The following is a 25,583-nucleotide window of genomic DNA, read 5'->3' as shown; positions in this document are numbered from 1 at the left end:
TGAGAACACCCGAAAGCCTGACCGGTCCGGGTTCGAGATCTCGGATTTACTGGCGGGTCTTCCTGAACGGTGGAACTCGCCCGAATTGCGTACTGAAGTAGACGGCCGTCACTACAGCTTTGGCTATTGGCACACCAGCGGCGAATGGCACCGATCTCCATATCCCGAACATATCTGGGATGACGGCCTAGCTGCATGTTTCGGCGACTGGCTCCATCTTTTCGGGGCCCCGAGATCTTCTTCCACGAAGATGACGACCCGTTGCTCATTCAATTCTTCACCCACGCCGTCGAGAGCCGGATCCACCCTGACGAGGTCGCTGGCGCGTTCCGTATGCTGTGGCCCGAGTCCAAGGATTCCGACATTACGGCTGCGGCGCGCTTCGCGGCTGGAGCAGGGCTGCTGCAAGGGACTGTCCCACCTCTTTACGGGCAGGATCCCTACTCCGCCGCATAGCGCGCCAGCCTGCCAGAGCGGACGGGACGTTCTTCCAGCGACTTGGTGCTGCGGGCACGATGGTGACCGGCGCCGCAGCACTCCGTCGCCGCCCATCGACCAGCCGAGGAGGCCGACTCGCGCGGTCCGCAGCCCCCGCCGGGCCAGAAACGGGATCAAGGTGTCGATGACTGCGCCGCCCTGGAACCGGCGGTCCACGGAGGCCACGGCGAACGGCGGCGTGCCCTTGCCCACCGCGTCGGCCGGATAGCTCTGGATCGCGTATACGTCGAAGGGAGTGCGCGCGTCCCCGCCGGCGGTCAAGATCCCCCGCCGCCATAGGCCGTCCATGCCGTGGCCCCCCTCGAAGGCGGCGATCTTCCGCACCGTGCTCGTACCGGCGATTCGGCACGCGAATCCGGGTCCGGCGCTCCGGACGATCATCGACCATTCCGGCGGCTTGGCGCCGTCCTTCAGGGCGGACTGGTCACTGGCGGCGGTGGTGCGCCGGAGGGGGGCGGCGGTTAGGCGTCGGTCTTCGGGAGGCTTGCCTTGGCCTTCTCGTAGTCGCCGGTCGGGGCGTCCTCGTCCAGGGCATAGACCAGGTGGAGGACGCCGGTCGTGAAGGTCTTGGAGGAGATGAGCTTCAGCGGCAGGGGCGTGTCGGCGTCCTCGAACAGGCGCATGCCCTTGCGCATGGCGATCGGGTGGACCAGAAGGTGCAGCTCGTCGAGAAGGCCTGCCTCCAGAAGCTGCCGGACGACCGACACCGACCCGCTCATCCCGATGTCGGACGTGGACGGCTCGTTCTTCAGCGCGGTCACGGCCTCGACGAGGTCGCCGCGGAGCAGTTCGGAGTTGCGCCAGCTGAACTGGAGTTCCTGGCCGGACACCACGATCTTGCGGGCGTCTCCGAGCTTCTGGGCGAACTCGGCGTCCTCGCCGCCCGCCTTCTCCCGATCCGGCCAGGCCCCCGCGAAGCTGTCGTAGGTCTTGCGGCCGAGCAGGAGCGTGTCGGCCGACCCCAGCTGGCCGTCCACGGCCTGGCCCATCTCCTCGTTGAAGTACGGGAAATGCCAGTCCTGCGGGTCCTCGACGACCCCGTCGAGCGAGACGAACAGCCCTGCGGTGATCTTTCGCATTGTCGGTCCTCCTTGGACATCGCGTGGTGCTCATCGGGTTCGACCGGCGCCGCCCCCGGAACTCATCGCTCCTCGCGTTACCGGCGCTTGGCGGTGAAGGTCAGGTGGGTGACGTTGCTGGGCGTGGAGACCGCTTCGATGTCGTAGGCCTCTTCCAGCGACTCCAGGCCGTCCCAGAGCCGGACGCCCCGGCCGAGCAGGATCGGGACCTGGACCACGTGCATGTGGTCGACCAGGCCTTCGGTGAGGAAGTCGCGGACCACCGTGGGGCCTCCGCCCAGGCGCACGTCCTTGCCGCCGGCGGCCTCGCGGGCCGCCTTGAGCGCGTCGGTGGGCGAGGCGTTCAGGAAGTGGAAGGTGGTGCCGCCTTCCATCTCGATGGAGGGACGGGGCCGGTGGGTGAGGACGAAGACCGGCGTGTGGAACGGCGGGTTGGGGCCCCAGGCGCCCTTGTAGTCGGGGTCGTCCTGCCAGTTGGGCGGGCCGAACTTGCCGGCGCCCATGATCTCGGCGCCGATGTCGTGGCCGTGCATCACGGCGAAGGCGTTGTCGGCACCGACGCTGCCGCCCTGGCCGCCGCCCATCTCGTACCAGAACCGGGTGGCGAACATCCACTCGTGCAGGCGCTCGCCGGCGTGCCCGAACGGAGCGTCCGGGGCCTGCCCCTCGCCGGTCGCGAAGCCATCGATCGAGATCGTGAAGTTGTGGACGCGGACTTCGGACATCGCAGTGCTCCTTCGATCCATCGGCGCCGCCTTCCGGCACCGTCACGAGAAGGTCGGAGCCGCCCCGGCCGTCTCGACATCACCTCGTCCAGATCGCGGGAAAAATTTGTGGCCAGACGAGCACATACCCCCTGGACTAGGGACAACCTCCTGGTCAGGTGGGTTGCGCGACGTCCAGAGCGCTCGGACGTCCGGTTCGGAGGCTGGACGAACCCAGGGTTCACCCGGCCGTCTCCGCTCAGCTCGGATCCGGCGGGACGATGGTGACGACGACGTTGCCGACCTGCTGCCCCGTCTCGACGTACCGGTAGGCGTCGACGACCTGCTCCAGCGGATACCGCCGGTCAATGACCGGCTTGAATTCTCCTGTTTCCATCAGCTTCGCGAGATACCGGATCGTCTCCTGGTTCGTCTTTCCCAGGGGGAACTTCACCCGCCTGCCGCGAAACAGGGGCGTGATGAACGGCAATAGCACGTTCTGGCATCCGGCGCCGAGTTCCGACGACAGATACACTCCGCGCGGTTTCAACAACTTTCTGCAACGCCTGAAGGAGCTTTTGCCGACCGCGTCGAAGACCACGTCGTAGGTCTGCTCATCCTGGGTGAAGTCCTGGACGGTGTAGTCGACGACCCGGTCCGCGCCCAGGCCTTTCACCAGCTCCACATGCGCCGTGGCACAGACCGCGGTGACGGTGGCGCCGTGGTGTTTCAGGAGCTGCACCGTGGCCGAACCGATGGCGCCGGTCGCGCCGTAGACGAGGACGTCATTTCCCGCCTCGACGCCCGCCACCTGGACGAACCACAGGGCGTAATGCGAGCCCTCGGTACCGGCAGCGGCCTTCTCGAACGTCAGGCCTTCCGGCATGATCGCGATGAGAGCGTCCTGCGGAACCTTCAGGTACTCGGCATGCGCTCCGAACGGGCCCTCGTTGTACCCGAACACACGGTCGCCCACCGCGAAGGACGTGACGTCCGCGCCGACCGCTTCCACCACTCCCGCGTATTCGGTGCCGAGAATGCGACGCCGCGGGCGGGCCAGGCCGGTGATCGCGCGCATAAAGAAGGGCTTGGCCGCGCGATAAGAGCAGTCCGTCCGGTTGACCGTCGTCGCGTGCACCTTCACGAGGACGTCTCCGTCACCGATCGCGGGCGTGTCCACCTCGGCGATCCGGACCAGTTCCGGCGGCCCGTACCGGCTGCGCACCGCTGCTTTCATAATGGCGCATCCTAGCCGGGTATTCCCGCCTTCCCTCGGCCGGATGAGGACGCCGGCGCCCCGTCGCGGACGGTTTATGCCAGATCGGGAAGGAGACGGCGGATGCTGGACTCGGTCAGTCCGTCGGTGGTCTCCTCAAGGCGCTTTCCGACCTTTTCGGCTTCCTCCGCCAGCAGCCGGGCCAGTTCCGCGCGGCGGTCCTCGTCCACGCGCGACTCGATGGCGGCGATGCTCAACGCGGCGACGGCCCGGCCGTCCTTGCCGATCACCGGGACGCCGACGGCGCGCATGCCGGGGACCAGCATCTGGTCGTTGAACGTGTAGCCGCGGCTCCTGCTCTCCTCGACCAGCCGGAGCAGGGTGTCGACGTCGAAATTGGGGTAGCTGCCCAGCTTCGAGGCGTTCGCGTCCAGGGCGCGCTTGACCTCGTCGTCCGGGAGCCATGACAGCAGCGCGAGGCTGCCCGAGCCGACGCCGAGCGGGCGCCGGTCGCCGATGCGCAGGGTGAGCGTCTTGATCGGGAACGCGCCGCTGGCACGGTCCACGCAGATCGCCTCGGCCGCGTTGCGCACCGACAGGAAGACCGTGTCCTCCGTCTCCGCCGCCAGCCGCAGCAGCGAGTCGTTGACCAGGTCGATGAGCCCGTAGCGGTTGACCGCGGCGAAGCCCAGCGCGAAGAGCTCGAATCCCAGGTGGAAGCGTCCGGCGACCTCGTCCTGCTCGACGATCCCGTCCTGGGCCAGCGTGTTGAGGATCCGGTGCGCCGTCGATTTCTGCAGGCCGGTGTCGGCGGCGACGTCGATGAGCCTCCGGCCGTCACGGCCGCCGCGTGACAGCGAGACGAGGATCGCCACCGCGCGCTCCACACTCTGGACCGATTCCACCGAGCCCCCTCACACCTGGATCCGTGCTCGCTCGCCCAATCTAGCCCGCCGCCGGCGGTGCGGGCGGCGCGCCCGGCCCCCACGGGCCTCGCACGGCCTGACGAGGCAGAACCTTCCGGATCGATCGGCGCTGCCGGTGACAGCCGTCGAAACGCCTGCCGAGGGTGGCGGGGCATCCGGCCGATCAGCTGCCGAGTCCGTCGCACGACTCTTGACACTATTTCGGAACTCAGTATCGTCATACGGAACCGACCAGCTCAACGAGGTGCCCACCGCCATGAGGGCGGCGTCAGGGCGATTGGACGGAAGCAGTGACGGTAGAAGACACGGCAATGACGCCGAAGGAAGACCAGGCGCTCGAACGGCGCATCTTCAGGCGGCTGGGAGTGCGCCTGTTCCCCCTGCTCGTCCTGATCCTGTTCGTGAACTTCATGGACCGGGCCAACCTCGGGGTCGTGGCGACCCCGATGTCGGACGACCTCGGCCTCAGCGGCAGCGCGTTCGGGCTCGCCGCGGGCCTGTTCTACCTCGGCTACCTGCTCTTCGAGGTGCCCAGCAACGTCGCGCTGCACAGGTTCGGCGCCCGCGTCTGGATCGCCCGGATCATGATCACCTGGGGGATCGTGACCGTGGCCCTGATGTTCGTCACGGGCCCGGTCTCGCTCAACATCCTCCGGTTCCTGCTCGGCGCCGCCGAGGCGGGCCTGTTCCCCGGGGTCATCCTGTACCTGACGTTCTGGTGCCCCGGACGCCTCTTCGCCCGCGCGTACTCGACCTTCCAGCTCGCCGTCCCGGTGGGGCTGGCGCTCACCAGCCTGATCACGTCCGCCGTCCTGCTCATGCACGGCGCCCTGGGGATGGCCGGATGGCGGTGGGTCTTTCTCATCGAGGGCCTGCCGGCCATCGTGCTCGGGGTCATCGTGTTCTTCGTCCTGCCGAACGGCCCGAAGAACGCGAAGTGGCTGAAGCCGGACGAGCGGAGCTACCTGCTGGAGCACGCCCAGGCGTCCGAGCCGGGCGGCGCCCACCGGCGCGGCGCGCTGGCCGAGGTCATGCGCACCCCGCGAGTGTGGATCTACGCGGTGCTCTACTTCTGCATGATCGTCGGGTTCTGGACGATCACGTACTGGCTTCCGACGGTCGTCAAGGAGCACTTCGACGTCGGCACGGTCGGCGCGGGACTCATCTCGGCGATCCCCTGGGCCTTCACCGCCGTCGTCATGTTCCTGGTCGGCATCTCCTCGACGCGGACCGGCGACGTCCGCTGGCACATGATCGTCTGCCTGGTGGTCGGGGGCCTGACGCTGCTCGCCAGCACGCTCGTGGGGTCGCCGATCGTGGCGCTGATCTGCCTGTGCTTCGCCGCGGGCGGCATCCAGGCGGCGAGCCCGCTGTTCTGGGCGCGGACCTCGACGGTCTTCGCGGGCGCCCTCTGCACGGTGGCCATCGCGTTCATCAACTCGCTCGGCAACATCAGCGGCCTGGTCGGCCCCTACGTGCTGGGCCTGCTGACCGACCTCACCGGCGACACCCGGCTCGGGCTCGTGGTGATGAGCGGCTTCATCATGATCGCCGCGCTGCTCACCTTCCTGGTGACCCGGACGCCGGTCCCCGCGGGGAGGGGCCGGTGAGCGGTGGGCCGTGCTACGCCGACGACCTGGTCGTCGTCGACAGCGCCACGCAACTGGACCGGGGCCACGCGTCGGCGGTCGCGGTCGTCGGTTCGCACGGGGGCCGCTACCCGGCCCGGCTGGCGGCCCGGGCCGGAGTGCGGGCGATCGTGTTCAACGACGCGGGCGTCGGGCGGGACCGGGCGGGCGTCAGCGGCCTGGACGATCTCGGCGACCTCGGGGTGCCGGCCGCGGCCGTCAGCCACGTGACCGCCCGCATCGGGGACGGCGGCGACACGCTGCGGCACGGGACGGTCTCGTCCGTCAACGCGCCCGCCCGCGCGCTGGGCTGCGAGGTCGGCATGCCCTGCCAGGAGGCCGTCCGAACGCTCGCCGGGTCGGTGGCCGCACCGGTGCCTCCCGCTCCGGCGGAGGAGGCCCGGCACCTGCTGCGCGACGGCCGCCCGCGTGTCTGGGCGCTGGACTCCGCCTCGCTGGCCGGCCCCGATGACGAGGGGGACGTGCTGGTCACGGGCTCCCACGGCGGGCTGCTCGGCGGCACGCCGGCCACCGCCCTGCGCGCGGCGGCGGCCGCGGCCGTCTTCAACGACGCCGGGGTCGGCAGGGACGCGGCCGGGCTGGGCCGGCTGCCGGCCCTGGACGCGCGGGGCATCGCGGCGGCCACGGTGTCCGCCACGTCCGCCCGGGTGGGTGACGGGCGCTCCACCTACCACGACGGCGTGCTGTCGGCGCGGAACGAGGCCGCCGCGCGCCTCGGCGCCCGTCCGGGCATGCCGACGTCCGAATTCGTCGGCCTCGTGCTGGCTTCATTGGAAAACGACCACCTTGGACTAGGAGAACCGCGATGACCATGACGACCGAGGGACGGGACGACGCAGGGCCGCGGTCGTCGCCCGGCGGGCCCATGTCCGGGGGGCGAGCCCTGGCGGAGATGCTCCGGATCAGCGGTGCCGGCCCCATGTTCGGCATGGCCGGCTTCCAGCTGCTCCCGTACTACGAGGCCGTCCGGGTGCTGGGCATGGAGCACCACCTGGTGAACGACGAGCGGATCGGGGCGTTCGCGGCCGACGCCTACGCCCGCCTGACGGGACGTCCCGGGATCTGCGACGGCACCCTCGGGCCCGGGGCCACCAACCTGGTCACGGGACTGGTGGAGTCGCTGAACGCGGGCGTCCCGGTGATCGCGCTGACGGGGAACACCCATCGCGGCCACTCCTGGAAGAACATGACGCAGGAGGCCCGGCAGGTGGAGATCCTGCGTCCGGCCGTCAAGGAACTGATCCGCGTCGAGGCCGTCGAGCGCATCCCCGAACTCGTCCGGCGGGCCTTCTCGGTCGCGACGTCGGGGCGTCCGGGGCCCGTGGTGCTCGACGTTCCGGAAGACGTCGCGCATGCCGAGCACGTGTTCGCCGCGGAGGACTTCTTCGCCGATCCCGCCACCGCCCGCGTGCCGGCGCGGCGGCCCCGTCCCGACGCGTTCGAGGTCGACCGCGCGGCGGCACTGCTGGCACAGGCCCGGCGCCCGCTGATCCTCGCCGGGGGCGGCGTGCATCTCTCGGGCGCCCACGATGCCCTCCTGCGCCTTGCCGAAGGAGCGGGGATCCCGGTGGCGCACACGTTGAGCGGAAAGGGCGCCATCCCGTGCGTCCACGACCTGTCCGTCGGCCTGTTCGGACGGTACAGCCGGTACGCGAACGAGCTCATCGAGTCGTCCGACTGCCTGCTGGTGGTGGGGTGCAAGCTCGGAGAGATCGCCACGAAACGCTACGCCCTCCCCCGTCCGGGCACCCCGCTCATCCACCTCGACATCGTCGCCGAGGAGATCGGCCGCTGGGCCCCGACGCAGGTCGGGCTCTTCGGGGACGCGCACTCCGGCCTGTCCGACCTCGCCACGGCGCTGGAGTCGGCGAAGCCGGCCGACCGGTCGGCGTACCTGCGCGAGCTGCGCGAACGCCGCTCCGCCTGGGACGCCGAAGCCCGCCCCCGGTACGAGAGCGACGAGGTCCCGGTCAACATGGGCCGCGTGGTCGGCGAGATCAACCGGGCACTCCCCGAGGACGGGGTGCTCATCGCCGACGGCGGTTTCGCCAGCCATTGGGCGGGCCTCCTGCACGACACCAGGCGCGCGGGACGCGGATTCGTCGCCGACCGCGGTTTCGCCTCGATCGGCTACGGCCTGCCGGGGGCGCTCGGCGCCGCCCTGGCCGTCCGGGCCGAGTGCGGCAGCGCCGCCCCGGTGGTGAGCATCACCGGCGACAGCGGCCTCAACATGACCATCGGGGACCTGGAGACGGCCCGCCGCGCCGGCGTCGCCTTCACCCTCGTCGTCGTCAACAACGCCGCGTCCGGATATATCAAGGCGCTCCAGCACGCCGTCTACGGCGAGGGCAACTACCAGTCCGCCAGCCTGATCGAGACGAACTACGCCGAGCTCGCGCGGAACTTCGGCTGCCACGGGCACCGGGTCGAGCACCCGGACGACCTGGGCCCGGCGCTGAAGCAGGCGATGTCCGCCCACGACGCGCCGACCGTCGTCGACGTCGTCGTGACCCGCGACCCCGCCCGGATGCTGCCCGGTGTGGACAACCGCACGCTCCAGGTCCGGCCCGGAGACCGGCCGGTCTGACACCCACGAAGGAGCCACCATGACCACTCGTTTCGACCGCCTTCTCGACGGGCCGATCCGCCGGCTGCTCGACGGCGCCGACGCGTTGATCGTCAGCGAGCCGCAGAACGTGTTCCTGGTCGCGGACGTCGTCCCGCCCACCCTGCGCCTGCTGCCCGAGCGCCTCCTGATGCCGGTGTTCCACACGTCCGCGGAGCCGTTCTGGGTCATCGCGGACATCACCCGGGACGTGATCCGGCGCCAGAGCCGCCACATCGGCGACCTCGTCGTCTACACCGAGTACCGCCAGTCGCCGATCGAGGCGCTGGTCGAGGCGCTGCGGGAACGCGGGCTTCCGAACCGGCGCATCCTCGTCGAGAAGAACCACCTGAGCGCCGGCTACTACGAGGAGCTCGCCCGGTCCCTTCCCGGCGTGACGATCGACGACGCGACACCCGCCCTGCACGAGATGCGGGCCATCAAATCACCGGAAGAGCAGCGGCAACTGCAAGACCGAGCCAACGCCACCCTGCGCGCACTGGCGGAATGCTATGCCGAAACAAGCATCGGCGACACCGAGGTGGAAATACGCCAACGCGCGATCCAGAAGCTGTTCGCGCACGGATTCGACACGCTCGAATTCGTCACCCTCGCCCGGGGCCGCGGCGACATCCTCAACGGCGTCGCGGGCGACACGCCCCTCCAGCGCGGGGACATGCTCCGTGTCGACATGGGCGGCACGATGGGCGGCTGGCGCTCCGACATCCACCGGACCGCGGTGGCGGGCACGCCGTCCACCCGCCTCCGGGACGCGTGGCGCAGGAACCGCGACGTCCACTACGCGGCCATGGACACCATGCGGGCCGGACGCCCGGTACACGACACGTACTCGGTCTGCGTCCGCGAGTACGAGCGCCGCGGCATGCACTGCGACATGCCGTTCATCGGCCATTCCCTCGGAGTGGGGCAACACGAGTTCCCGGTCCTCACCCCCTTCGCGGAGGGCGAGTACGAGAGCGGCATGGTGATCATGCTGGAGCCCATGGGAAAGGACCCCGACCTCGGCGGCTTCTCGATCGAGGACATGGTCCTCATCACCGACGACGCCCCGGTGGTCCTCTCCGACGCCATAGGAACCGAAGAAATGATCGTAATCGGCGAATAGCCCGACCCAATTACCGAGAACGAGGTACCCATATGAACACCGATGAACGAATCGCCTACGCGGGCGGCGAATTCGTCCCCGAATCGCAGGCGTCGGTGTCGATCCTGGATCACGCGGTGCTCTACGGCGATGGCGTCTTCGAGACCGTGGTCGCCTGGGAGGGCCGGATCTTCAAGCTGGACGCCCACGTGCGGCGCTTCCTGAAGTCCTGCGCGGCGGTCGCCCTCGACTGCCCCGTCACCGAGAAGCACCTGAAGGACCTGGTCATAGAGACGGTCCGCCGAAACGAACTGCAGAACGCCTACATCAAGTGGATCCTCACCAGGGGTTCGAACGGCACGCCCCTGATGGACCCCACCGGCTGCGTGCCGAACCTCATCATCATGGCGCGCCCGTACATAGACCGGTCCTCGCAAGCGGGCCTCCGCGTGAAAACCGTCGCGGTGCGCCGCCCGCCAGGGCAAGTGCTCGACGCACACGTGAAGAGCCTGAACTACCTCAACCTGGTCATGGCGAAGGTCGAGGCCAAGGCCGCCGGCGCCGACCAGGCGCTGATGCTCGACGTGCACGGCCGCCTGTGCGAGGCACCGGGCTTCAACATCTTCGTCGTCACCGACGAGGTGCTGAAAACCCCGCAACACGACATCCTCCGCGGCATCACCAGAGAAACGACCCTGGAACTGGCCACCGAGAGAGGACTTCAAGTACGCGAGACCGACCTGGAACTCTACGACGCCTACACCGCCGACGAGCTATTCCTCACCAGCACCGCCGGCGGCCTAGTACCAGTAGTCGAGGTAGACGGCCGCAAGATCGGCAACGGCAAACCCGGCCCAATCCTGACCGCCCTCCAAACCGCCTACCAAGAGGCCCTGGCATCCCCCCGCTGGACCACCCCGGTCACCTGACGGTTCCGGCTCGCGGCCCGCATGCGGAACGCGGCGTCGCGTTCGGTGCGCAAGGACCAACCCGAACGCGACGCCGCACCACCAGAGCCAGAAGCTCGACCCCGACGCCGGCTCACCACGATTGATACCGTCCCTGACACCAGGGCACCCGTAACCATGAGGGAGTTCACTGTGGCCTTCGCAGCACGCCTGCCCTCCGATCTGGACGCATGGCTCGACGAATTCGCCACAGCCGAGCACTGGTCCAAAACCTGCTGGACCGACTCAGCGACGCCTGAACATAGGGTCGGCGACATCCTCTGCATCGGTGTCGCGACCGTCCGCCGAACCCTTACGTCGTCTACCGGTCGTAGCGTCCGGCCCGGATGTCACGCGCCAGCGCACCGAACGCCGCACGCCCGAACGCCAACCTCGGCCCGTCCGGATCCTTCGAGTCCCGGACGGCCACGCCTGGGGCCACTCCCACGACTTCCACGCAGTTGCCCCCAGAGGAGTCGCTGTACGTGCTCTTACGCCAGTTGCTGGATGACAGGTCGGGGGTGCTCACGTGTCCTCCATGATGCTCTGTATCAGGGCGGCGGTTCCCGACGCACGACAGTGCCTCAGATCTTGCCAGATTGAAGAGTACGGCAAGCTTCTGAACCTCTGTGGCGTCCGAGAGCATCTGACCATTTCCGCCCGCGCCTTCCACATAAGCGACGTCCGTCGATCCTCCGAATGTCAAGATTTGAAACCCGGTTGCCTCGAAGACACATGCACAGGCGGGCAGTACCTGGATGGAGACGTTCGAGAGACCGGCCAAGTCCAGCAGCCGCTTGCACTGCCCACCGCGAACTTCTGATGGGACGTCCCGGAGAACAGACTCCCGGATGAGTAGAAATACCATCGGCGCCTTGGGACTTGTTAAGACCGCCTGGCGCTCCATACGGATGGCAACCAGGTCATCGATCTTGTCTTGCTTTGGCCCCTTGCTGAACACCAGCCGGGCGTACTCCTCGGTCTGGAACAGACCGGTGATCAACACAGGCTCGTAGATGCTGATCTGTGCCGCCTCTTTCTCAGCACTGATCAACGGTCTGAATCCCGTAGGGATCAGGCCACGTTTCCGCGCCTCCTGGTGCTTCATCCACATGCGACGAAAAGTCCCGCCGAGCTCGAAGTAGGTGTCCAGGTCGTCGGCGAGGCCTTCGGACGGGGGTTTCTCGAAGGTCTCGACCTTGGCGAGCCATTGCGGGGTGCAGCCCAGTGCCGCCGCGAGCTTGTTGCGGGAGAGGCCGGACGCTTCGCGCCGCGCACGCAGCTCGTTGACGAACACTTCCTGGTACGCGGAGGGGCTGGTGTCACGCGAGGGTGCCATCGGGCGTCTCCCGGGTGTCGGCCCGCTGGTTCGGGGGTGTCGCCTCACTTGCTCGGGTGCTCGCCGGGGGGTGAGCGGTTCGTAGCTCAGAGTAACTCTTGCCTGCAAGGGTCGCCTGTCATAAGCCGAACCGACCCGCAGGGAACCCCGCCCCATGAACGATCAAGAACGAGCGCTTCTCCAGGAGCAGTACCAGGCCTGGCACATCCGCAGGCCTCCGACGATGAAGTGCCTAGTGGCCACGCGCCTCGGCCGTCCTCTCACCCAGAGGGAGATCTACTACGGCCTGTGCGCGACCCTCGTCGAAGACTCCTACGAGTTGCTGAGCGAGGCCCTCGCCCACCAACGCGAGATCGGAAGAGACGCTGTGATCGTCGCGTTAGCGATCTCCGGCGCGTCACTCGTCGCGATACTCGCCCTGTGGATGCTGATCATCTTGATCGGCATGGCCGTCGCAGACATCGGCTACGTCGGTAAGCACCGAGCAGCCGGCCACAGACCACCGCAGCGACGTCGTTCCACCGCTGGACGCTCACGGCCACCAGGCGCGGGCAGCACACCGCGTCCGAGACCGCGCCCAGCGGTGAAGCACCGCTAATCCCCGTGGCGCTGCCGTCCCCGATGCCTGCGCTCCTCCACCCATGCGAATCGCTTAGCGCTTGTCGGGGGTGGTTAGGCCTTGGACCAGGGTATTGACGATTTCCAGCATTTCTTGGCGGGCTTCGGGGCGGTTGGGGGCCGCGTCCACATATAGGGCGGCTTCGTCGGCTACTGCCAGCAGGACGTGTGCCAGGGGTTTCACCGGCAATGGCAGCAGCGCGCCCTCTTCCACGCCCTGGGCCAGGACAGCCTCGATCAGGCCGAGGATGTGCGGTTGGCAGATCGCGCGCCAGCGGACCCAGCCGAGTACCGAGGGGCCGTCGATCAGGACGATCCGGCGCACCTCCGCCTTCTCGCAGGCGTCGAGCCACATTTCCATGGCGCGTGTCATCACGGCGACCAGGTCGGTGTCGCCGGACGGCACCGCCTCCACGAGGGATCGGGTGACGTCGGCCTCCACGTCGGCCAGGACATCGGCGAACAGCTCGGTCTTGTCGCCGAACTGGTGGTAGAGGGCGCCGCGGCTGACGCCCGCCTCGCGGGTCAGGGTCTCGGTGCCCACACCCGCGTAGCCGTGCTCGGCGAAGAGCTTGCGCCCCGCCGCGATCAGGGCGGCGCGAGTCGCCGCCGTCCGGTCCGCTTGTGTTCGCCGCGAGTTTTTCATACACTCTGCCCGTAAGTTACATGCACACTGTATGTTACTTCACTCGGCGAAGAGGAGTCCGCGCATGCAGACGATCGATCTTCCGAGCGGGACCGTCCACTACCGCGTCACCGGTCCCGAGAAGTCCGCGGCACCGCCGGTCGTGTTCGTCCACGCGTTCCTCGTCAACGGCGCCGTGTGGTCGAAGGTCGCCGACCTCCTCGCCGAGCGGGGCATACGGTCGTACGCCCCGGACTGGCCGCTGGGTGCGCACCGAACTCCACTGCGTCCTGACGCCGATCAATCGCCACGGGGCGTCGCCCGGCAGATCGCGAGCCTCCTGGAGGCGCTCGACCTGCACGACGTCACGCTGGTCGGCAACGACACCGGCGGTGCGCTCGTCCAGTTCCTCCTCGACACCGACCCCGGCCGGGTCGGACGCGTGGTGCTGACCAATTGCGACGCCTTCGACAGTTTCCCGCCCTTCCCGTTCAACATCATTCTCCGGCTCCTCAAGGGCCCCCGGTTGATGAGGTTCAACCTGCTTCCGATGCGCAGCCGCCTGCTCCGGCACTCACCGCTCGGTTTCGGGCTTCTCGCGAACGAGCTGGACGCCGAGCTGACCCGATCGTGGATCGAGCCCGCGATCACCCAGCAGGGCATCCGCGACGACGCCGTGCGGTTCCTGCGCGCCGCCGATCCGCGCGACCTGCTCGACGTCTCCAGCCGACTGAAGGACTTCCAGGGGCCCGTCCGCATCGTGTGGGGCACTGCCGACCGCGCGTTCAAGCCCAGCCTCGGCCGGCGGCTCCACAAAGCATTCCGCGACGCGGAATTCATCGAGGTGCCGGGCGCCCGCACCTTCGTCCAGCTCGACGCACCGCAAAAGCTCACCGACCAGATCGCCGAGTTCTCCACCGTCCCCCAGTAGCGGACGTTGGGGGTTGAGGAGGCCGCCGTCCAACTAGTTGTCGACGAACGCTCACTCGCCGCCCTCGCCTTTCTGGCCGGGTGGTTCGAGTGTCCCGCTCGTGAGACCGTCGTGCGCCAGTCGCACGGCACGACGTCCCATCTTGGCCGCCTCTTCGAGGCGCTGCACGAAGGTTTCCAGTTCTCTGAACGCGGCCCCGTAGGTCCGCTGCCGGTCCGGGTCCATCTGCGGGACGCGGGCTCCGCGCGGGTCGGTGCGGTGAGTGCCGGAGCCGGACGTGTTCCTGCGGGTGTTGACAGCACTTTTGAGGAATCCGAGCAGGAAGTCCGTGTCGAGCTGGTCAGTGGTGGAGACCGGGCGTCCGTCCTCGACTTGGACGAGGCCGCCGCGGATCAGCTCGGAGACGTTGACGCCGGCGGCGAGCTCCTCCTGTCCCTCGGGCAGGTGAGGCAACGCGCCGCGCAGGGCGTCGAGCATCTCCTCGAACCGGGCACGGGCCTTCGCGTACGCGGCGGCGCCGGGCTGTCCGGCGGCGACGTGGCGGCCCGGAGTGAGATCCACCTCCTCGTCCAGCAGGGAGATGACCGGTACCTCGGCGACCTGGTCGGCGGACGGATCGATCGGGCCGCGGAGGTCGGTGTCCGTGAGGTCGATCATGCGGACGGGGGCGTCCGGACCGGGCGCGCGTTCGGAGCGTCGGAGCACCCAGATGTGCACCGGCGCGGAATGCCCCGCGGCGAGCCCGCCGGGCAGCGCCACCAGAGTGTCCAGGGTGCCGCCGCGCACCAGTTCGGCGCGGATGCGGCGGCCCGATCGCCGGTAGGCGGCGGACGCCGGCAGGACGATCACGGCTCGCCCGCCGAGCGCGGTATGGAAGTGGCAGTGCTGGAGCCAGGCGAGATCCCCCTCCGCCTTGGGCGGTAGCGACATCTCCCAGCGTGGGTCGAGGAGCAGTTCGTCGCGCCCCCAGTCGGGTTGGCCGGTCGGCGGATCGCACACCACGAGGTCGGCCTTGAGGCCGGGGAAGCGGTCGTCGCGGAGCGTATCGCCTTGAGCGACCTCGACAGTGCCGGACCGTTCCTCGAGTGCGGCCCGTGCCATGACGAACTCGGGCAACCCCCTTGCCAGGTCCTGCCCGACCCGTCCTGACACCTTTGCGCCGCCGACCGACAGCAGCAGGTCGCCTATCCCGCAGGCCGGGTCGTAGACCACGCCCTTCGTCTCGCCCGCGAAGTGTCGGACGGCTCGGACGAGCGCGGGCGTCGACACGTGCTCTCCACCGCTATGGCTCGCGGATGCCACTAACCGCGCGGCGAGATCCCGGATGAGCTGTCCGGGGGTTCGGTCACCCGCCATCTGGGAGACGAGTTCGGCCATGGGCCCGCTCAGCGGACGTTCCACCCGCTCACCGCGCAGTTCGGCCGCGACGGCGACGAGCGCCCCGATCATGTCTTCGCCGCGTTCGGCGCGGAGTGCGTGCCACAGCCTGACCTCGTCAGCCACCCCTTGGCCCTTGCCCTGCCGTTCCAGCCAGCGGCGGACGTCCGGCAACGAGAACAGGGGCGCCGACGCCGTACCGCCCGCGGGTTCCGGGAAGTCGGCGTGGCGGCGCCTCCAGTTCGACACGGCCGCGCGGGTCACCCCGGCCATCCGGGCGATCTCCGCCGGTGGAACCAGCGGCTCTTCATCAGCCATAACGGCAACGTACACGGCTGTGAGCATTTGATCAATCATTAATCGCGTTGACAACGCTAACAAGAGGCCCGACTCTGTTTACACAGAAGGTCGAGCGCGGCATCCACCGCGGGAACCCGCCGCGCGCCCTTCTCCAGCCCACGGTCGCCTGGCCGGGGCCGTCTTCCCCGGAGGTTCACCTTGTCCGCGTCGACCCATGAATTGACGATCTACCGCATCTCCAACGCGGCCCCTGACGAGGCCGCGTTCCTCGAAACGCTGCAGGGGACGTACCTGGACGAGGCCGCGTCCAGTGACATGGCGTTCCCCGAGTACCCGGACGCCACGGCCGTCGCGTTCCATTGGCAGCGCGACCCCGTGTCACCGCACTGGATGAACGCGGCGAGACACCTCATCGGACCGCTCCCCGACGACTACCGGAACAACGACTGCGGCGCCCTGCTGCTGCTCGACGTGGACCGAGTCAGGTACGCGATCGGCTTCGGCGGCGGCTGGCGGACCATCCCCGAGCAGTTCAAGGACCACCGCTTCGGGCTCGGGTTCACCATCCGGGCCGTGGACGCCGAGCAGGTCCGTTCCGTCGTCCGGCGCTCGATGACCGGGCTCGGGCGCCAGGACGCCACCCACGTCCCGTCCGGCATCCCCATCGGGCACATCGGCCTCAGCGAGTACACCGAGATCGTCGGCAGGCTCGCGGGCATGGTCGATCCCGCGGACCTCGGTCTCTCCGGCACCCGGCGGATCCGCGTCGAGGGGTCCGCCGGGCTCCGGCTGCGGGTTCCGCTCGACCGCGGACGCCTCGTCGCGCTCCTGCGCAGGATCTCCGAGATCCGCGCTCGGCGGGTGCCGGACGACTTCGCCTTCGTCGAGGCCATCACGCCCGTCCGGGACGACTGGCGCCTCACCGACCTCGACAGGCGCCTTGACGCGCGGCTGCGCGCGGAGCCGGGCCACGACGGCGGGATGCGGCTGGCCGCCGCCGTCCCGATGGACCTCGCGGACCAGGTCCACGAGGCTCAGGGTTACGCCATCAAGATCGGGTCCGCCCTGATCCGCCACCGGGGAGACCTCGATGTGGACTCCGTCCTCCGCCGTTGCCGGTTCCAGCCCCGCGTCCCGGCGCTCGCTGCGATCGAGGCACTCCGGCGCGGCGAGGTGCGGATGTGCGAGGACGACGACGGGGAGCGCGTCCTCGGCAGGGCGGCGGCCGACAAGTGGCTGGCGGCCTCCGTCCGGGTGGACGAGCATGAGTACTTCCTCGTGGAGGGCACCTGGTACGAGGGCGGAACCGAGTACTTCACCTCCGTCCAGCGCCGGATCGCAGATCTGTTCAGGTCCGTGCCGAGCCTTGACCTTCCGGTCTGGAGCCGCGACCTCAAGCCGCCGCCCGGATCGAAGAAGCGCGGCGAGGCCGTCTACAACGAGTGGGTCCAGGACTCGCTCGGTGTCGACCGCTTCCTCAGCCTCGACCGGACGGGTGCCCGCACCGAGTTCCACGGCTCGCACGGGTTCGAGCCGTGCGACCTGCTCGGGCCGGGAAACGAACTCATCCACGTCAAGGGCGGCAAGCGCACCCAGCCCTTCAGCCATATGTTCAGCCAGGCCCTTGTCTCCGCCGAGTCGCTGTACCTCCGTCCCGAGGCCCGCGCGTCCTTCGCCGAGCTCGTCGAGCAGACGAGCCTGGGCAGGCGCGCGTTGCCGGACGGCTGGCGCCCGGAAAAGGTCGTCCTCGCGATGAAGGTCGACCGCCGCACGCCGCTGACGCCGGCGACGCTCTTCCCTAACGCGCAGATCGCGCTCGCGCATCTGGCGCGGACGCTCTCCCGTTACGGCATCGAGGTGGAGGTCATTTCGATCCCCCACGAGGAGGCCTCCTCAGCGGCGGCCTGACCGCGACCTGCCGCACTCGCGCGACTGCCGACCCCGCCCGCCGACTCATCTCTTGGGGAGGGCTGGGGCGGTAGTTAGGGCCCTCGGGTCGTGGAAGGTGAAGTCGGCTGCTGAGGTGCGGTAGAGGTCGGCGTAGCGGGCCACCTTTTCTGGGTCCAGGTCTACGCCCAGTCCTGGGGCCGTTGGGACGGGGAGTCGGCCGTTCGTGTAGTTATCCAGGGGGCCGGCGAAGGGGGTGCGGAGGATGTCGTCGGTTAGTAGGGCGCCGTAGGCCTGGTTGGGGTGGCGGAAGTTGGGGGTTGCCGCGATCACGTGGACGGCGGCGGCCAGGGCTATGCCCAGTTCGCCGAGGCTGTGCTTGACGACGGGGAGGCCTGCGGCGGCGCAGATTCCGGCTGAGCGTTTGAGGTTGAGGAGGCCGCCGTCCATCTGGTTGTCGACGGAGAGGGCGTCTGCGGCCCGATGCTGGATGACGGCCAACTGGTCGGTGCGCGTCCATGAGGCTTCGTTGGCCAGTAGCGGGGTGTTCAGGCGGCTGCGGACGTAGGCCATTTCGGGGAGGTTGCGGCCCGACACCGGTTGTTCGACCATTTCCAGGCCGTATCCCTCTAGGGCTCGTATGGCTTGAATGGCTGCGCCTGGGGACCATGCTTCGTTTGCGTCGACTCGGATGCCCATTTCGGGGCCTGCGCCGTCGCGGAGAGCGGCGACGCGTTCGATGTCGGCTTCCAAAGCGTCGGCGCCGACCTTGAGGTAGCAGAGGCGGGCGCCTGACTTGGCGGCGCGGCGGGCCTCGGTGCGTACTTCGGTGGGGTCGGAGGCGGCGACGTAGTGGAAGAACTCGACCTCGTCGCGGAAACGTCCGCCGAAGAAGTCGACGATCGGACGGCCGCACGACTTGCCCAGGAGGTCCCAGCAGGCCGTTTCGACGGCGGCGATGGCCGGGCTGCTGGAGCCGATGTGGTGCCAGGTGCCGACGACGTCGATGCGCTGGATCAACTGCTCGATGCGCAGCGGGTCGGAGCCGATGACCAGGGGTTCCAGGCTGCGCAGGACACCCAGCACGACGTCCGCGGACGGGTACGCGGCGGCCTCGCCGAGGCCGGTGAGGCCCTCGTCTGTGTCCACCTCGACGATGACGGAGACGAGGCCGGAGCGGCGGCCGAAGGCCCACACCTCGTCGGTCCGGTAAGGGACGGCGACCGGAGTGGCGCGGAGGGCGGTGATGCGCATGGCGTCTCCTAGGGACGGACGATCAGCGAGCGAGGTGCGTCGGTGAGCAGGACGGCGCCATTGGCTTCGACGAGGGCCGTGTCCGAGACGACGTGGCCGGGGCGGTCGATCCACGACATGAGGTGGAAGACCATGCCCTCGCGGATCCGGGTGCGGCCGCCCGCCCGGATGCCGGGGACGGACGCGCCGCCGACCCAGCTCGGCGGGAAGCCGATGCCGGTGAGGTAGCCGCAGTGGTGGCGGCGCGGGCGCCGTCCGGTGGCCGCGGCCACTGTGCCGGCCCAGGCCGCGTAGACGTCGCCGGTGAGGTTGCCCGGCACCAACGCCGCGCGGGCCGCTTCCAGGGCCGCCGACGCCGCCGACGCGGCCTCGGCCGCGTCCGGGGGCGCCTCGCCGCAGTACACGGTTCGGCTCATCGGGGCGTGGTAGCGGTGGACGCAGCCCGACAGCTCCACGAACAGGCCTTCGCCGTGGCGGAGGTGGTGCTCCCGCCAGGTGACGTGCTCCTGCGCCAGGCGGTCAAGGGAGCGGACGAGGGGCGCGAAGCCCGGCTGGTGCCCGCCCGCGGAGGTCATCGCCCACTGGGCGCGGGCGGCGACGGTGCGTTCGCTGACGCCCGTCCCGGCGGCGTCGAGCGCGGCGTGCATCGCCGTCCCGGAGATGTCGGCGGCCCAGCGGACGAGGTCGATCTCGGACGCCGACTTGACCGTCCGCAACCGGGCGGGAAGGGCCGTGCAGTCCGTGTAGGTGCGGTCGGGCAGCGCCTGGCGGAGGCGGGCCAGGACGGCGGGCGGCAGCGTCATCGAGCCTTCCTCGACGCCGATCGCCGAGCCGGGCGGCGTCACCGACGCCAGGACCCGGGCCGCCGCCTTCGCCGGGTCCTGCGTCTCCCCGTAGAGTGCCTGCCGCGCGGAAGGCACCTGCGCCGTCAGCGTGTGCCGCTCCATGCGCCGCGCGACGAGCACGGGCGGGCCGTCGAGCGGCAGGACGGCCATGGTGAACGCGAAGTAGCCCAGGTGGTCCAGGCCGAGCAGGTAGTACAGGTTCTCCGGGCTGGTCAGCGCCACCGCGGCCAGGCCCCGGCGCCGCATGACCTGGCGGAGCCTGCCGGTGCGCGTCCGGTGCTCGTCCTGCGGGACGGCGATGGTGAGTTCGGCGGTCATGGCGCCAGTGTGGGGCGGCGGGAAGTCCCGCGACCAGCGAGCTTTTCCGATGTGCGCCGTTAGCGTGGCTACATGGTCTACGAGGTGCGGCGGCTGAGGCTGCTCCGCGAGCTCGCGGCGCACGGCACCATCGCGGCGGCCGCGCAGGCGTGCCATCTCACGCCGTCCGCGGTCTCGCAGCAGCTCGGCCTGCTGGAACGCGAGGTCGGTACCCCGCTCCTGCTGCGGGACGGGCGCCGCGTCGTCCTGACCGAGGCGGCGCGCGTGCTGGTCGCGCACACCGAGCGGGTCCTGGCCGAGCTGGAGGAGGCGCGGGCGCAGGTGGCGGGGCTGACCGGGGAGGTCCGCGGCACCGTCAGGCTCGGCGCGTTCCCGAGCGCGGCGGTCGCGCTGGCCGCTCCCGCGATCGCCGCCTGCCGAGCGGAGCACCCCGACCTTCGGATCGTCCTGGACGAGACCGAACCCGACGAGTCGGTCGACGCCCTGCGCCACCACGCCTGTGACGTGGCGCTGGTCTACGAGTACAACCTGCTCCCCCGGATCCGCGACGAGGGCGTGGAGGTGCGGCCCCTCCTCCGCGAGCCCCTCCTGGCGGCGCTGCCACCGGCCGAGGGCCCGACGGCGCTGGCGGAGCTCGGCGACCGCGCCTGGATCGCGCCGCGCAGCGACACGGCACTGCGCACCGTGCTGGAGCGCGCCTGCCAGGCGGCCGGATTCGAGCCGCGGATCGACTACACCAGCGACGACTACACGGTGATCATGTCGCTGGTCGAGGCGGGGGTGGGCGTGTCGCTGCTCCCCCGCCTGGTCACCGAGCCGCTCGCGTCCCGCGTGCACCTGACCCGGGTGAGCGGCCTGGAGCTGACCCGGACGATCTCGATGGCCGTCCGCACCGGCAGCGGCCGCGACCCGCGCGTCGGCGCCGTGACGACCGCCCTCCAGCGCGCCGCGGAAGCCGTCTAGACGAGGTTGTCCTCGACCTTCAGGCCGAACTCGCCGCGGCCGTACATCGACAGGGCGTGCTCGACGTCGTTCGCCACGTGGACGCTGCCCGCGTGGGCGTCGCGCCAGGCGCGTTCGATGACGTTGCCGCGGTGCAGGGAGTTGCCGCCGGCGGTCTTGAACAGAATGTCGATGGCCTCGATGGCGCGCTCGGTGCCGCGGACCTGGTCGCGGCGGGCGCGCAGCCGCAGCTCCATCGGGATCTTCTCGTTGCGGAGCGCGTACTCGTGGATCTCCCGGACGTTCCGGTCGGTCTGCAGGACGGCGGCGTCGATCTCGGACGCGGCGCGGGCGACGGCGACCTGCGCGAACGGGTCCTCGACGAAGCGTCCGCCGCCGAGGCTGAGCCGGATCCGGTCGCGCATCCGCGCCACGTACAGGTCGTGGCAGCCGGCCGCCATCCCGATCACGCTGGCGGTGACGGTGGCGGTGAAGATCGTGCCGAACGGCATCCGGTACAGCGGGCCGGTGTTGACCTTGCGGCCGGGGTTGCGGAGCTGCGCCTGCTCGAAGTTGCGCATCGCGCGGTGCGCCGGGACGAACGCCCGCTCCACGACGATGTCGTCGCTGGCGGTGCCGCGCAGGCCCATCGAGTCCCAGACCTCGCGGATCTCGTAGTCGGTCTTCGGGACGAGCACCGTCATGAAGTCGACCGGACGGCCCTCCGCGCCGACGACGAGCGCGCCGAGCAGCGCCCAGGACGCGAACTCGCAGCCGGACGAGAACGACCAGCGCCCGCTCACCTCGTAGCCGCCGTCGACCGGGGTGAGCCGGCCGATCGGGGCGTAGGACGAGGCGACGAGGGTGTCCGGGCCGGCGCCCCACACCTCGTGCTGCGCCTCGTCGGCGAAGAGGCCGACGTGCCAGGAGTGGACGCCGAGGATCGCCGCGACCCAGCCGGTGGAGCCGCACGCGCCGGAGATCGCGCGGATGACCTCGTAGAACGCGACGGGATCGTCCTCGGCGCCGCCGTAGCGGACGGGCTGGAGCATCCGGAACACGCCGGCGGCGGTCAGCTCGCGGATCGTCTCGGCGGGGATGCCGCCCTTCTCGTCCACGGACCGGGCCCGTTCGGCGATACCGGGCAGCAGCTCGCGCACGGCGTCCAGGACCTCGTTGCTCATCCCGTTCCTTCCCTCTTCCGGCCATTGCAGGAGACCATGCTCGCGCGTCGCCGCGAGGACGCGCGTCCCGGCCACCGGGACTCGCCGATCGGGCCGGTGGACCGCGACCTAATGTTCGAATCACCCATGTATCGCCGAAGGGATGATCCACGTGACCGCTACCGAGTCGGACGCCGTCCGCGCCATCGAGGCGGAGGCGATCACCCGCCGTTTCGCCCGGGGATGGCACTGCCTCGGCCTGGCCGAGAAGTACCGGGACGGCAAGCCCCACACGGTCGACGCGTTCGGGCAGAAGCTCGTGGTCTTCACCGGCGAGGACGGCACGACGAACGTCCTGGACGCCTACTGCCGGCACATGGGCGGCGACCTGTCCGACGGCACCGTCAAGGGCAACGAGATCGCGTGCCCGTTCCATGACTGGCGCTGGGGCGGCGACGGGCGGTGCAAGCGGATCCCGTACGCGCGCCGCGTCCCGCTGCGCGCCCGGACCGCCGCGTGGCCGACGATGGAGCAGGACCAGCTGCTGTTCGTCTGGAACGACCCGGAGGGGAACAAGCCCCCGGCGGACGTGACGATCCCGGTGATCGAGGGCGCGACCCGCGACGACTGGACGGACTGGCGCTGGACGGAGCAGGTCGTCCACACCAACTGCCGCGAGATCATCGACAACGTCGTCGACATGGCGCACTTCTTCTACATCCACCAGTCGTTCCCGACGTATTTCAAGAACATCTTCGAGGGGCAGACCGCCACCCAGATCATGAAGGGCCGGAGCCGGGACGACGCCCGCCGGGAGAGCAGCGGCGGCGGCGGGCCGCGGATGCTCGGCAACTCCTCCGTCGCGTCCTACCACGGCCCCTCGTTCATGATCGACGAGCTGACGTACCACTACGAGGGCTACGACCTGAACTCCGTGCTGATCAACTGCCACTACCCGATCGACGAGAACTCGTTCTCGCTGCACTCGGGCATCATCGTCCAGCACAGCGACAGGCTGTCGCCCGAGGCCGCCGAGGCGAGCGCGCAGAAGCTGTCGCAGTTCATCCTGACCGGCTTCGAGCAGGACGTCGCGATCTGGAAGCGCAAGGCCCGCATCGACAACCCGCTCCTGTGCGAGGAGGACGGCCCGGTCTACCAGCTCCGCCGCTGGTACCGGCAGTTCTACGTGGACGTCGCGGACGTCACGCCGGAGATGACCGACCGGTTCGAGTTCGAGATCGACACGACGCGCCCGGTCGAGTCGTGGGAGCGCGAGGTCCAGGAGAACCTCGCGCGCCGGGAGGCCCAGGGAGCCTCGGCGTGACGGTCCGCCAGGACGAGCGCCTGCTGGACGGCCCGCTGCTGCCGGTCCGGTGCCGCCGCTGCGCGGCCGAGGTGCTGGTGCGCAAGTCGACCTGGGAGCAGACGAGCATCCAGTGGAACGCCGAGGCCAGGGCCGCGTGCACGGGCCTGGACGACCCGCACGCGACGTGCCCGGCGCTCCGCTCGGCGATCCAGGAGGCGGCCCTGACCGGCGCCATCAGGGTCATGGAGTGACGACCGGGCCCCACTAGACGGTTCGCCATGCCCACGTCCCGGTCGCGGGTCTCTCCCTGCACGTCGCGGACTCGGGAGACCCGTCCGGCCGCCCGTACCTGTTCCTGCACGGCTGGCCGGAATCGTGGCGGACGCGGCACGGCGTGATGGCCGCCGCCCCGCCCGAGCTTCTCTGAGCGGAGGTGAAAGATTCGGGGGCACCCCGACATGAGCAGGTGACCACCGACCACAGGAGGCCACATGCCTAGGACCCCCCGATGACGGATGAGGACGAATTCGCGGCCGTCTACGCCGCGACCTACAAGGCACTGCTCGCGTATGCGCTGCGCCGCTGCGACACCCCCGAGGACGCCGCCGACGTCGTCGCCGAGACGTTCGCGACCGCCTGGCGGCGCGTCGCCGACATGCCGGCGGGCGACGAGGCCCGGCTGTGGCTGTACGGGGTGGCCCGCCGCGTCCTCGCCAACCACCGGCGCGGCGTTCTGCGCCACTCACGGAAGACGGCGGCGCTGCGCGCCGAACTGCGCGCGGCCGCGCCGGCACAAGACGCCTCTCCGGTGAGCGACGTCTTCCGCGCCCTGCCAGACCGCGACCGCGAGCTTCTCGCCCTGGTCGCCTGGGAGGGCCTGTCCGTCGCCCAGATCGCCACGGTGCTCGGCTGCTCCCGCAACGCGGTGAGCATCCGGCTGTACCGCGCCCGGCGGCGCTTCGCGCGCGCCCTGCGGGCCGCGGGCATCGACCGTTTCGAGGCCGCCGCTCAGTCCCGGCCCGTCCTGCAGAGGAGTGAGCTGACATGACGTCCCCGATCGACGAACTCGTGGCGAGCCTGAACCCCGTGCACGAGGACGAGATCACCAGCGAGCCGTCCGGCGCGGCCGGGCGGGCGCTGCTCGCCGACGTCACCACCGGGGAGACCCCGGCGCCGCGGCGCCGCCGCCTCCCCCGCCGGGCCCGCGTCGCGATCGGCGGCGCGGTGCTGGCGGGTGCCGCCGCGGCGACCGTCGTCGTCCTGTCCGGTCAGGACTCCGGGCCCCTGCGCAGCTACGCCAACGCCGCCGTGCGGATCGACGTGGAGGGCGACGGGTACGAGGTGGAGATCAAGGACGCCTACGCCGGCCAGGAGGAGTTCCGTGAGGCGTTCGCCAAGGTGGGGCTCAACGCCCGGCTGAGCATCGTGCCGGTGTCCCCGGCTCGCGAACGCGAGATCATCAGAGTCGGCTCGCTGCCCGATTCCGGCGGCGGCCCCGTCCCGCCGGGAGGCGTGCGCGGCACCTTCACCACCGTCCTGGACTGCCCGCCCGGCCGTGACACATGCCCGCTCAGGGTGCGGCTCGGCGGTGCGCTCTTCCGGCATGAGGGCGGCGAGGTCGTCATCGGCCGCAAGGCCCGTCCGGGCGAGGTCTACGCGGACGCCACGCCGGCGCGCGGCGACCACCCGGAGAGCCTCCGCCTCACCGGCCGCACCGTCGGCGAGGCGCTGGCGGACCTGCGCCGCCGCGGCCTCACGGCGTCCTTCTCGCTCGGTGAGTTCAAGGCGGACGGCTCGGGCTACATGCGGAACGCGCCCGCCGGGTGGCAGCCGGACGCCGGACGCCGGGTCACCGGCGCCTGGGTGCGCAGCTCGAACTCGGTCGGCCTCCTGATCACCCCGGCGAAATCCGACCCGAAGCCTGATCCAGCCGGGTGAGGGCCGCCGCC

At 69.9% G+C, this 25,583-nt stretch carries 22 protein-coding genes; 12 read left to right on the top strand and 10 right to left on the bottom strand.

The genetic code is table 11. The annotated features are described in order from the left end of the window. Window positions 1–959: 959 nt before the first annotated feature. The 4 genes from K8Z49_RS39700 to K8Z49_RS39685 form a co-directional block, all read right to left on the bottom strand. Window positions 960–1,577, bottom strand: a complete 618-nt coding sequence (locus K8Z49_RS39700; RefSeq protein ID WP_412516624.1) for a dihydrofolate reductase family protein — start codon at window positions 1,575–1,577, stop codon at window positions 960–962. 77 nt (window positions 1,578–1,654) lie between these two features. After that, the gene (locus K8Z49_RS39695) at window positions 1,655–2,302 is read right to left on the bottom strand and encodes a dihydrofolate reductase family protein (RefSeq protein WP_412516623.1); all 648 of its coding nucleotides are present in this window, start codon (window positions 2,300–2,302) and stop codon (window positions 1,655–1,657) included. 238 nt (window positions 2,303–2,540) lie between these two features. After that, window positions 2,541–3,518 (bottom strand): NAD(P)-dependent alcohol dehydrogenase, encoded by a 978-nt coding sequence (locus K8Z49_RS39690; RefSeq protein ID WP_412516622.1) that lies wholly within the window; start codon window positions 3,516–3,518, stop codon window positions 2,541–2,543. Between the two features lie 74 nt (window positions 3,519–3,592). After that, window positions 3,593–4,402 (bottom strand): IclR family transcriptional regulator, encoded by an 810-nt coding sequence (locus tag K8Z49_RS39685; RefSeq protein WP_075023445.1) that lies wholly within the window; start codon window positions 4,400–4,402, stop codon window positions 3,593–3,595. A 332-nt stretch (window positions 4,403–4,734) separates the two neighbouring features. On the opposite strand from K8Z49_RS39685, the gene K8Z49_RS39680 reads away from it, so the two are divergent. From K8Z49_RS39680 to ilvE, 5 genes are read left to right on the top strand one after another with little or no spacing between them, the layout of a single operon-like run. Next, window positions 4,735–6,033, top strand: coding sequence for an MFS transporter (locus tag K8Z49_RS39680; protein WP_021593410.1), 1,299 nt, complete (start codon window positions 4,735–4,737; stop codon window positions 6,031–6,033). After that, window positions 6,030–6,881: a hypothetical protein gene (locus K8Z49_RS39675; RefSeq protein WP_075023444.1), complete on the top strand. Its 852-nt coding sequence runs from the start codon at window positions 6,030–6,032 to the stop codon at window positions 6,879–6,881. Before K8Z49_RS39680 ends, K8Z49_RS39675 begins: the two co-directional genes overlap by 4 nt. Further along, on the top strand, window positions 6,878–8,659 hold the full coding sequence (locus K8Z49_RS39670) for a thiamine pyrophosphate-binding protein (RefSeq protein WP_220126731.1): 1,782 nt from the start codon (window positions 6,878–6,880) through the stop codon (window positions 8,657–8,659). The genes K8Z49_RS39675 and K8Z49_RS39670 overlap by 4 nt, the downstream gene beginning before the upstream one ends. 19 nt (window positions 8,660–8,678) lie before the next feature. Further along, window positions 8,679–9,803: a M24 family metallopeptidase gene (locus K8Z49_RS39665; protein WP_412516621.1), complete on the top strand. Its 1,125-nt coding sequence runs from the start codon at window positions 8,679–8,681 to the stop codon at window positions 9,801–9,803. 32 nt (window positions 9,804–9,835) lie between these two features. After that, window positions 9,836–10,711 carry a branched-chain-amino-acid transaminase gene (ilvE, locus tag K8Z49_RS39660; protein WP_412516620.1) on the top strand — a complete coding sequence of 292 codons (876 nt, stop codon included), beginning with the start codon at window positions 9,836–9,838 and terminating at the stop codon, window positions 10,709–10,711. Window positions 10,712–11,051: 340 nt separating this feature from the next. Here ilvE and K8Z49_RS39655 read toward each other — a convergent pair whose 3' ends face one another. Both K8Z49_RS39655 and K8Z49_RS39650 read right to left on the bottom strand, forming a co-directional pair. After that, window positions 11,052–12,068: a Scr1 family TA system antitoxin-like transcriptional regulator gene (locus tag K8Z49_RS39655; RefSeq protein ID WP_412516619.1), complete on the bottom strand. Its 1,017-nt coding sequence runs from the start codon at window positions 12,066–12,068 to the stop codon at window positions 11,052–11,054. A gap of 652 nt (window positions 12,069–12,720) precedes the next feature. Next, the gene (locus K8Z49_RS39650; RefSeq protein ID WP_021593403.1) at window positions 12,721–13,332 is read right to left on the bottom strand and encodes a TetR/AcrR family transcriptional regulator; all 612 of its coding nucleotides are present in this window, start codon (window positions 13,330–13,332) and stop codon (window positions 12,721–12,723) included. A 64-nt stretch (window positions 13,333–13,396) separates the two neighbouring features. Here K8Z49_RS39650 and K8Z49_RS39645 point away from each other — a divergent pair, with 64 nt between their 5' ends. Next, a complete protein-coding gene (locus K8Z49_RS39645; protein ID WP_412516618.1) occupies window positions 13,397–14,242 on the top strand; it encodes an alpha/beta fold hydrolase in 846 nt (281 codons plus the stop codon). Window positions 14,243–14,293: 51 nt separating this feature from the next. On the opposite strand, the gene K8Z49_RS39640 is transcribed toward K8Z49_RS39645, so the two are convergent. Next, entirely contained in the window at window positions 14,294–15,937 is a 1,644-nt protein-coding gene (locus tag K8Z49_RS39640) for a class I SAM-dependent DNA methyltransferase (protein ID WP_412516617.1), read from the bottom strand. Window positions 15,938–16,117: 180 nt separating this feature from the next. Between K8Z49_RS39640 and K8Z49_RS39635 the strand changes: the two genes are divergently transcribed. After that, the gene (locus tag K8Z49_RS39635; RefSeq protein WP_083598270.1) at window positions 16,118–17,827 is read left to right on the top strand and encodes a DUF6119 family protein; all 1,710 of its coding nucleotides are present in this window, start codon (window positions 16,118–16,120) and stop codon (window positions 17,825–17,827) included. 45 nt (window positions 17,828–17,872) lie between these two features. Here the strand turns inward: K8Z49_RS39635 and K8Z49_RS39630 are convergent, their stop codons facing one another. Both K8Z49_RS39630 and K8Z49_RS39625 read right to left on the bottom strand, forming a co-directional pair. Beyond that, complete coding sequence (locus tag K8Z49_RS39630; RefSeq protein ID WP_412516616.1) at window positions 17,873–19,060, bottom strand: mandelate racemase/muconate lactonizing enzyme family protein; 1,188 nt, start codon at window positions 19,058–19,060, stop codon at window positions 17,873–17,875. Between the two features lie 8 nt (window positions 19,061–19,068). Further along, complete coding sequence (locus K8Z49_RS39625) at window positions 19,069–20,223, bottom strand: M24 family metallopeptidase (protein ID WP_412516615.1); 1,155 nt, start codon at window positions 20,221–20,223, stop codon at window positions 19,069–19,071. 72 nt (window positions 20,224–20,295) lie between these two features. Between K8Z49_RS39625 and K8Z49_RS39620 the strand changes: the two genes are divergently transcribed. Next, complete coding sequence (locus K8Z49_RS39620; RefSeq protein WP_075023432.1) at window positions 20,296–21,186, top strand: LysR family transcriptional regulator; 891 nt, start codon at window positions 20,296–20,298, stop codon at window positions 21,184–21,186. Here the strand turns inward: K8Z49_RS39620 and hsaA are convergent. Next, window positions 21,183–22,349, bottom strand: coding sequence for a 3-hydroxy-9,10-secoandrosta-1,3,5(10)-triene-9,17-dione monooxygenase oxygenase subunit (hsaA, locus tag K8Z49_RS39615; protein WP_021593396.1), 1,167 nt, complete (start codon window positions 22,347–22,349; stop codon window positions 21,183–21,185). The two genes, K8Z49_RS39620 and hsaA, sit on opposite strands and share 4 nt — an antisense overlap. A 142-nt stretch (window positions 22,350–22,491) precedes the next feature. On the opposite strand from hsaA, the gene K8Z49_RS39610 reads away from it, so the two are divergent. The 4 genes from K8Z49_RS39610 (at window position 22,492) to K8Z49_RS39595 (ending at window position 25,572) form a co-directional block, all read left to right on the top strand. Then, a complete protein-coding gene (locus K8Z49_RS39610) occupies window positions 22,492–23,652 on the top strand; it encodes a Rieske 2Fe-2S domain-containing protein (protein WP_412516614.1) in 1,161 nt (386 codons plus the stop codon). Beyond that, the gene (locus K8Z49_RS39605; protein WP_021593394.1) at window positions 23,649–23,885 is read left to right on the top strand and encodes a hypothetical protein; all 237 of its coding nucleotides are present in this window, start codon (window positions 23,649–23,651) and stop codon (window positions 23,883–23,885) included. Before K8Z49_RS39610 ends, K8Z49_RS39605 begins: the two co-directional genes overlap by 4 nt. Before the next feature lie 257 nt (window positions 23,886–24,142). Then, window positions 24,143–24,682, top strand: a complete 540-nt coding sequence (locus tag K8Z49_RS39600) for an RNA polymerase sigma factor (protein WP_021593393.1) — start codon at window positions 24,143–24,145, stop codon at window positions 24,680–24,682. Next, window positions 24,679–25,572: a hypothetical protein gene (locus K8Z49_RS39595; RefSeq protein ID WP_412516613.1), complete on the top strand. Its 894-nt coding sequence runs from the start codon at window positions 24,679–24,681 to the stop codon at window positions 25,570–25,572. The genes K8Z49_RS39600 and K8Z49_RS39595 overlap by 4 nt, the downstream gene beginning before the upstream one ends. Window positions 25,573–25,583: the final 11 nt, after the last annotated feature.

It is taken from the genome of Actinomadura madurae (assembly GCF_047130825.1).
GTDB lineage: Bacteria > Actinomycetota > Actinomycetes > Streptosporangiales > Streptosporangiaceae > Spirillospora > Spirillospora madurae.
Note: the sequence above shows the minus strand (reverse complement) of the source record. Positions and strands in the feature narration are given on the sequence as shown.

Bases quoted from the DNA above. Each gene is read 5' to 3' on its own strand.
- K8Z49_RS39610 (WP_412516614.1), top strand. From the start codon at position 22,492: ATGATCCACGTGACCGCTACCGAGTCGGACGCCGTCCGCGCCATCGAG.
- hsaA (WP_021593396.1), bottom strand. From the start codon at position 22,349: ATGAGCAACGAGGTCCTGGACGCCGTGCGCGAGCTGCTGCCCGGTATC.
- K8Z49_RS39655 (WP_412516619.1), bottom strand. From the start codon at position 12,068: ATGGCACCCTCGCGTGACACCAGCCCCTCCGCGTACCAGGAAGTGTTC.
- K8Z49_RS39625 (WP_412516615.1), bottom strand. From the start codon at position 20,223: ATGACCGCCGAACTCACCATCGCCGTCCCGCAGGACGAGCACCGGACG.
- K8Z49_RS39620 (WP_075023432.1), top strand. From the start codon at position 20,296: ATGGTCTACGAGGTGCGGCGGCTGAGGCTGCTCCGCGAGCTCGCGGCG.
- K8Z49_RS39640 (WP_412516617.1), bottom strand. From the start codon at position 15,937: ATGGCTGATGAAGAGCCGCTGGTTCCACCGGCGGAGATCGCCCGGATG.
- K8Z49_RS39700 (WP_412516624.1), bottom strand. From the start codon at position 1,577: ATGCGAAAGATCACCGCAGGGCTGTTCGTCTCGCTCGACGGGGTCGTC.
- K8Z49_RS39650 (WP_021593403.1), bottom strand. From the start codon at position 13,332: ATGAAAAACTCGCGGCGAACACAAGCGGACCGGACGGCGGCGACTCGC.
- K8Z49_RS39665 (WP_412516621.1), top strand. From the start codon at position 8,679: ATGACCACTCGTTTCGACCGCCTTCTCGACGGGCCGATCCGCCGGCTG.
- K8Z49_RS39595 (WP_412516613.1), top strand. From the start codon at position 24,679: ATGACGTCCCCGATCGACGAACTCGTGGCGAGCCTGAACCCCGTGCAC.
- K8Z49_RS39680 (WP_021593410.1), top strand. From the start codon at position 4,735: ATGACGCCGAAGGAAGACCAGGCGCTCGAACGGCGCATCTTCAGGCGG.
- K8Z49_RS39600 (WP_021593393.1), top strand. From the start codon at position 24,143: ATGACGGATGAGGACGAATTCGCGGCCGTCTACGCCGCGACCTACAAG.
- K8Z49_RS39630 (WP_412516616.1), bottom strand. From the start codon at position 19,060: ATGCGCATCACCGCCCTCCGCGCCACTCCGGTCGCCGTCCCTTACCGG.
- K8Z49_RS39695 (WP_412516623.1), bottom strand. From the start codon at position 2,302: ATGTCCGAAGTCCGCGTCCACAACTTCACGATCTCGATCGATGGCTTC.
- K8Z49_RS39690 (WP_412516622.1), bottom strand. From the start codon at position 3,518: ATGAAAGCAGCGGTGCGCAGCCGGTACGGGCCGCCGGAACTGGTCCGG.
- K8Z49_RS39670 (WP_220126731.1), top strand. From the start codon at position 6,878: ATGACCATGACGACCGAGGGACGGGACGACGCAGGGCCGCGGTCGTCG.
- K8Z49_RS39645 (WP_412516618.1), top strand. From the start codon at position 13,397: ATGCAGACGATCGATCTTCCGAGCGGGACCGTCCACTACCGCGTCACC.
- ilvE (WP_412516620.1), top strand. From the start codon at position 9,836: ATGAACACCGATGAACGAATCGCCTACGCGGGCGGCGAATTCGTCCCC.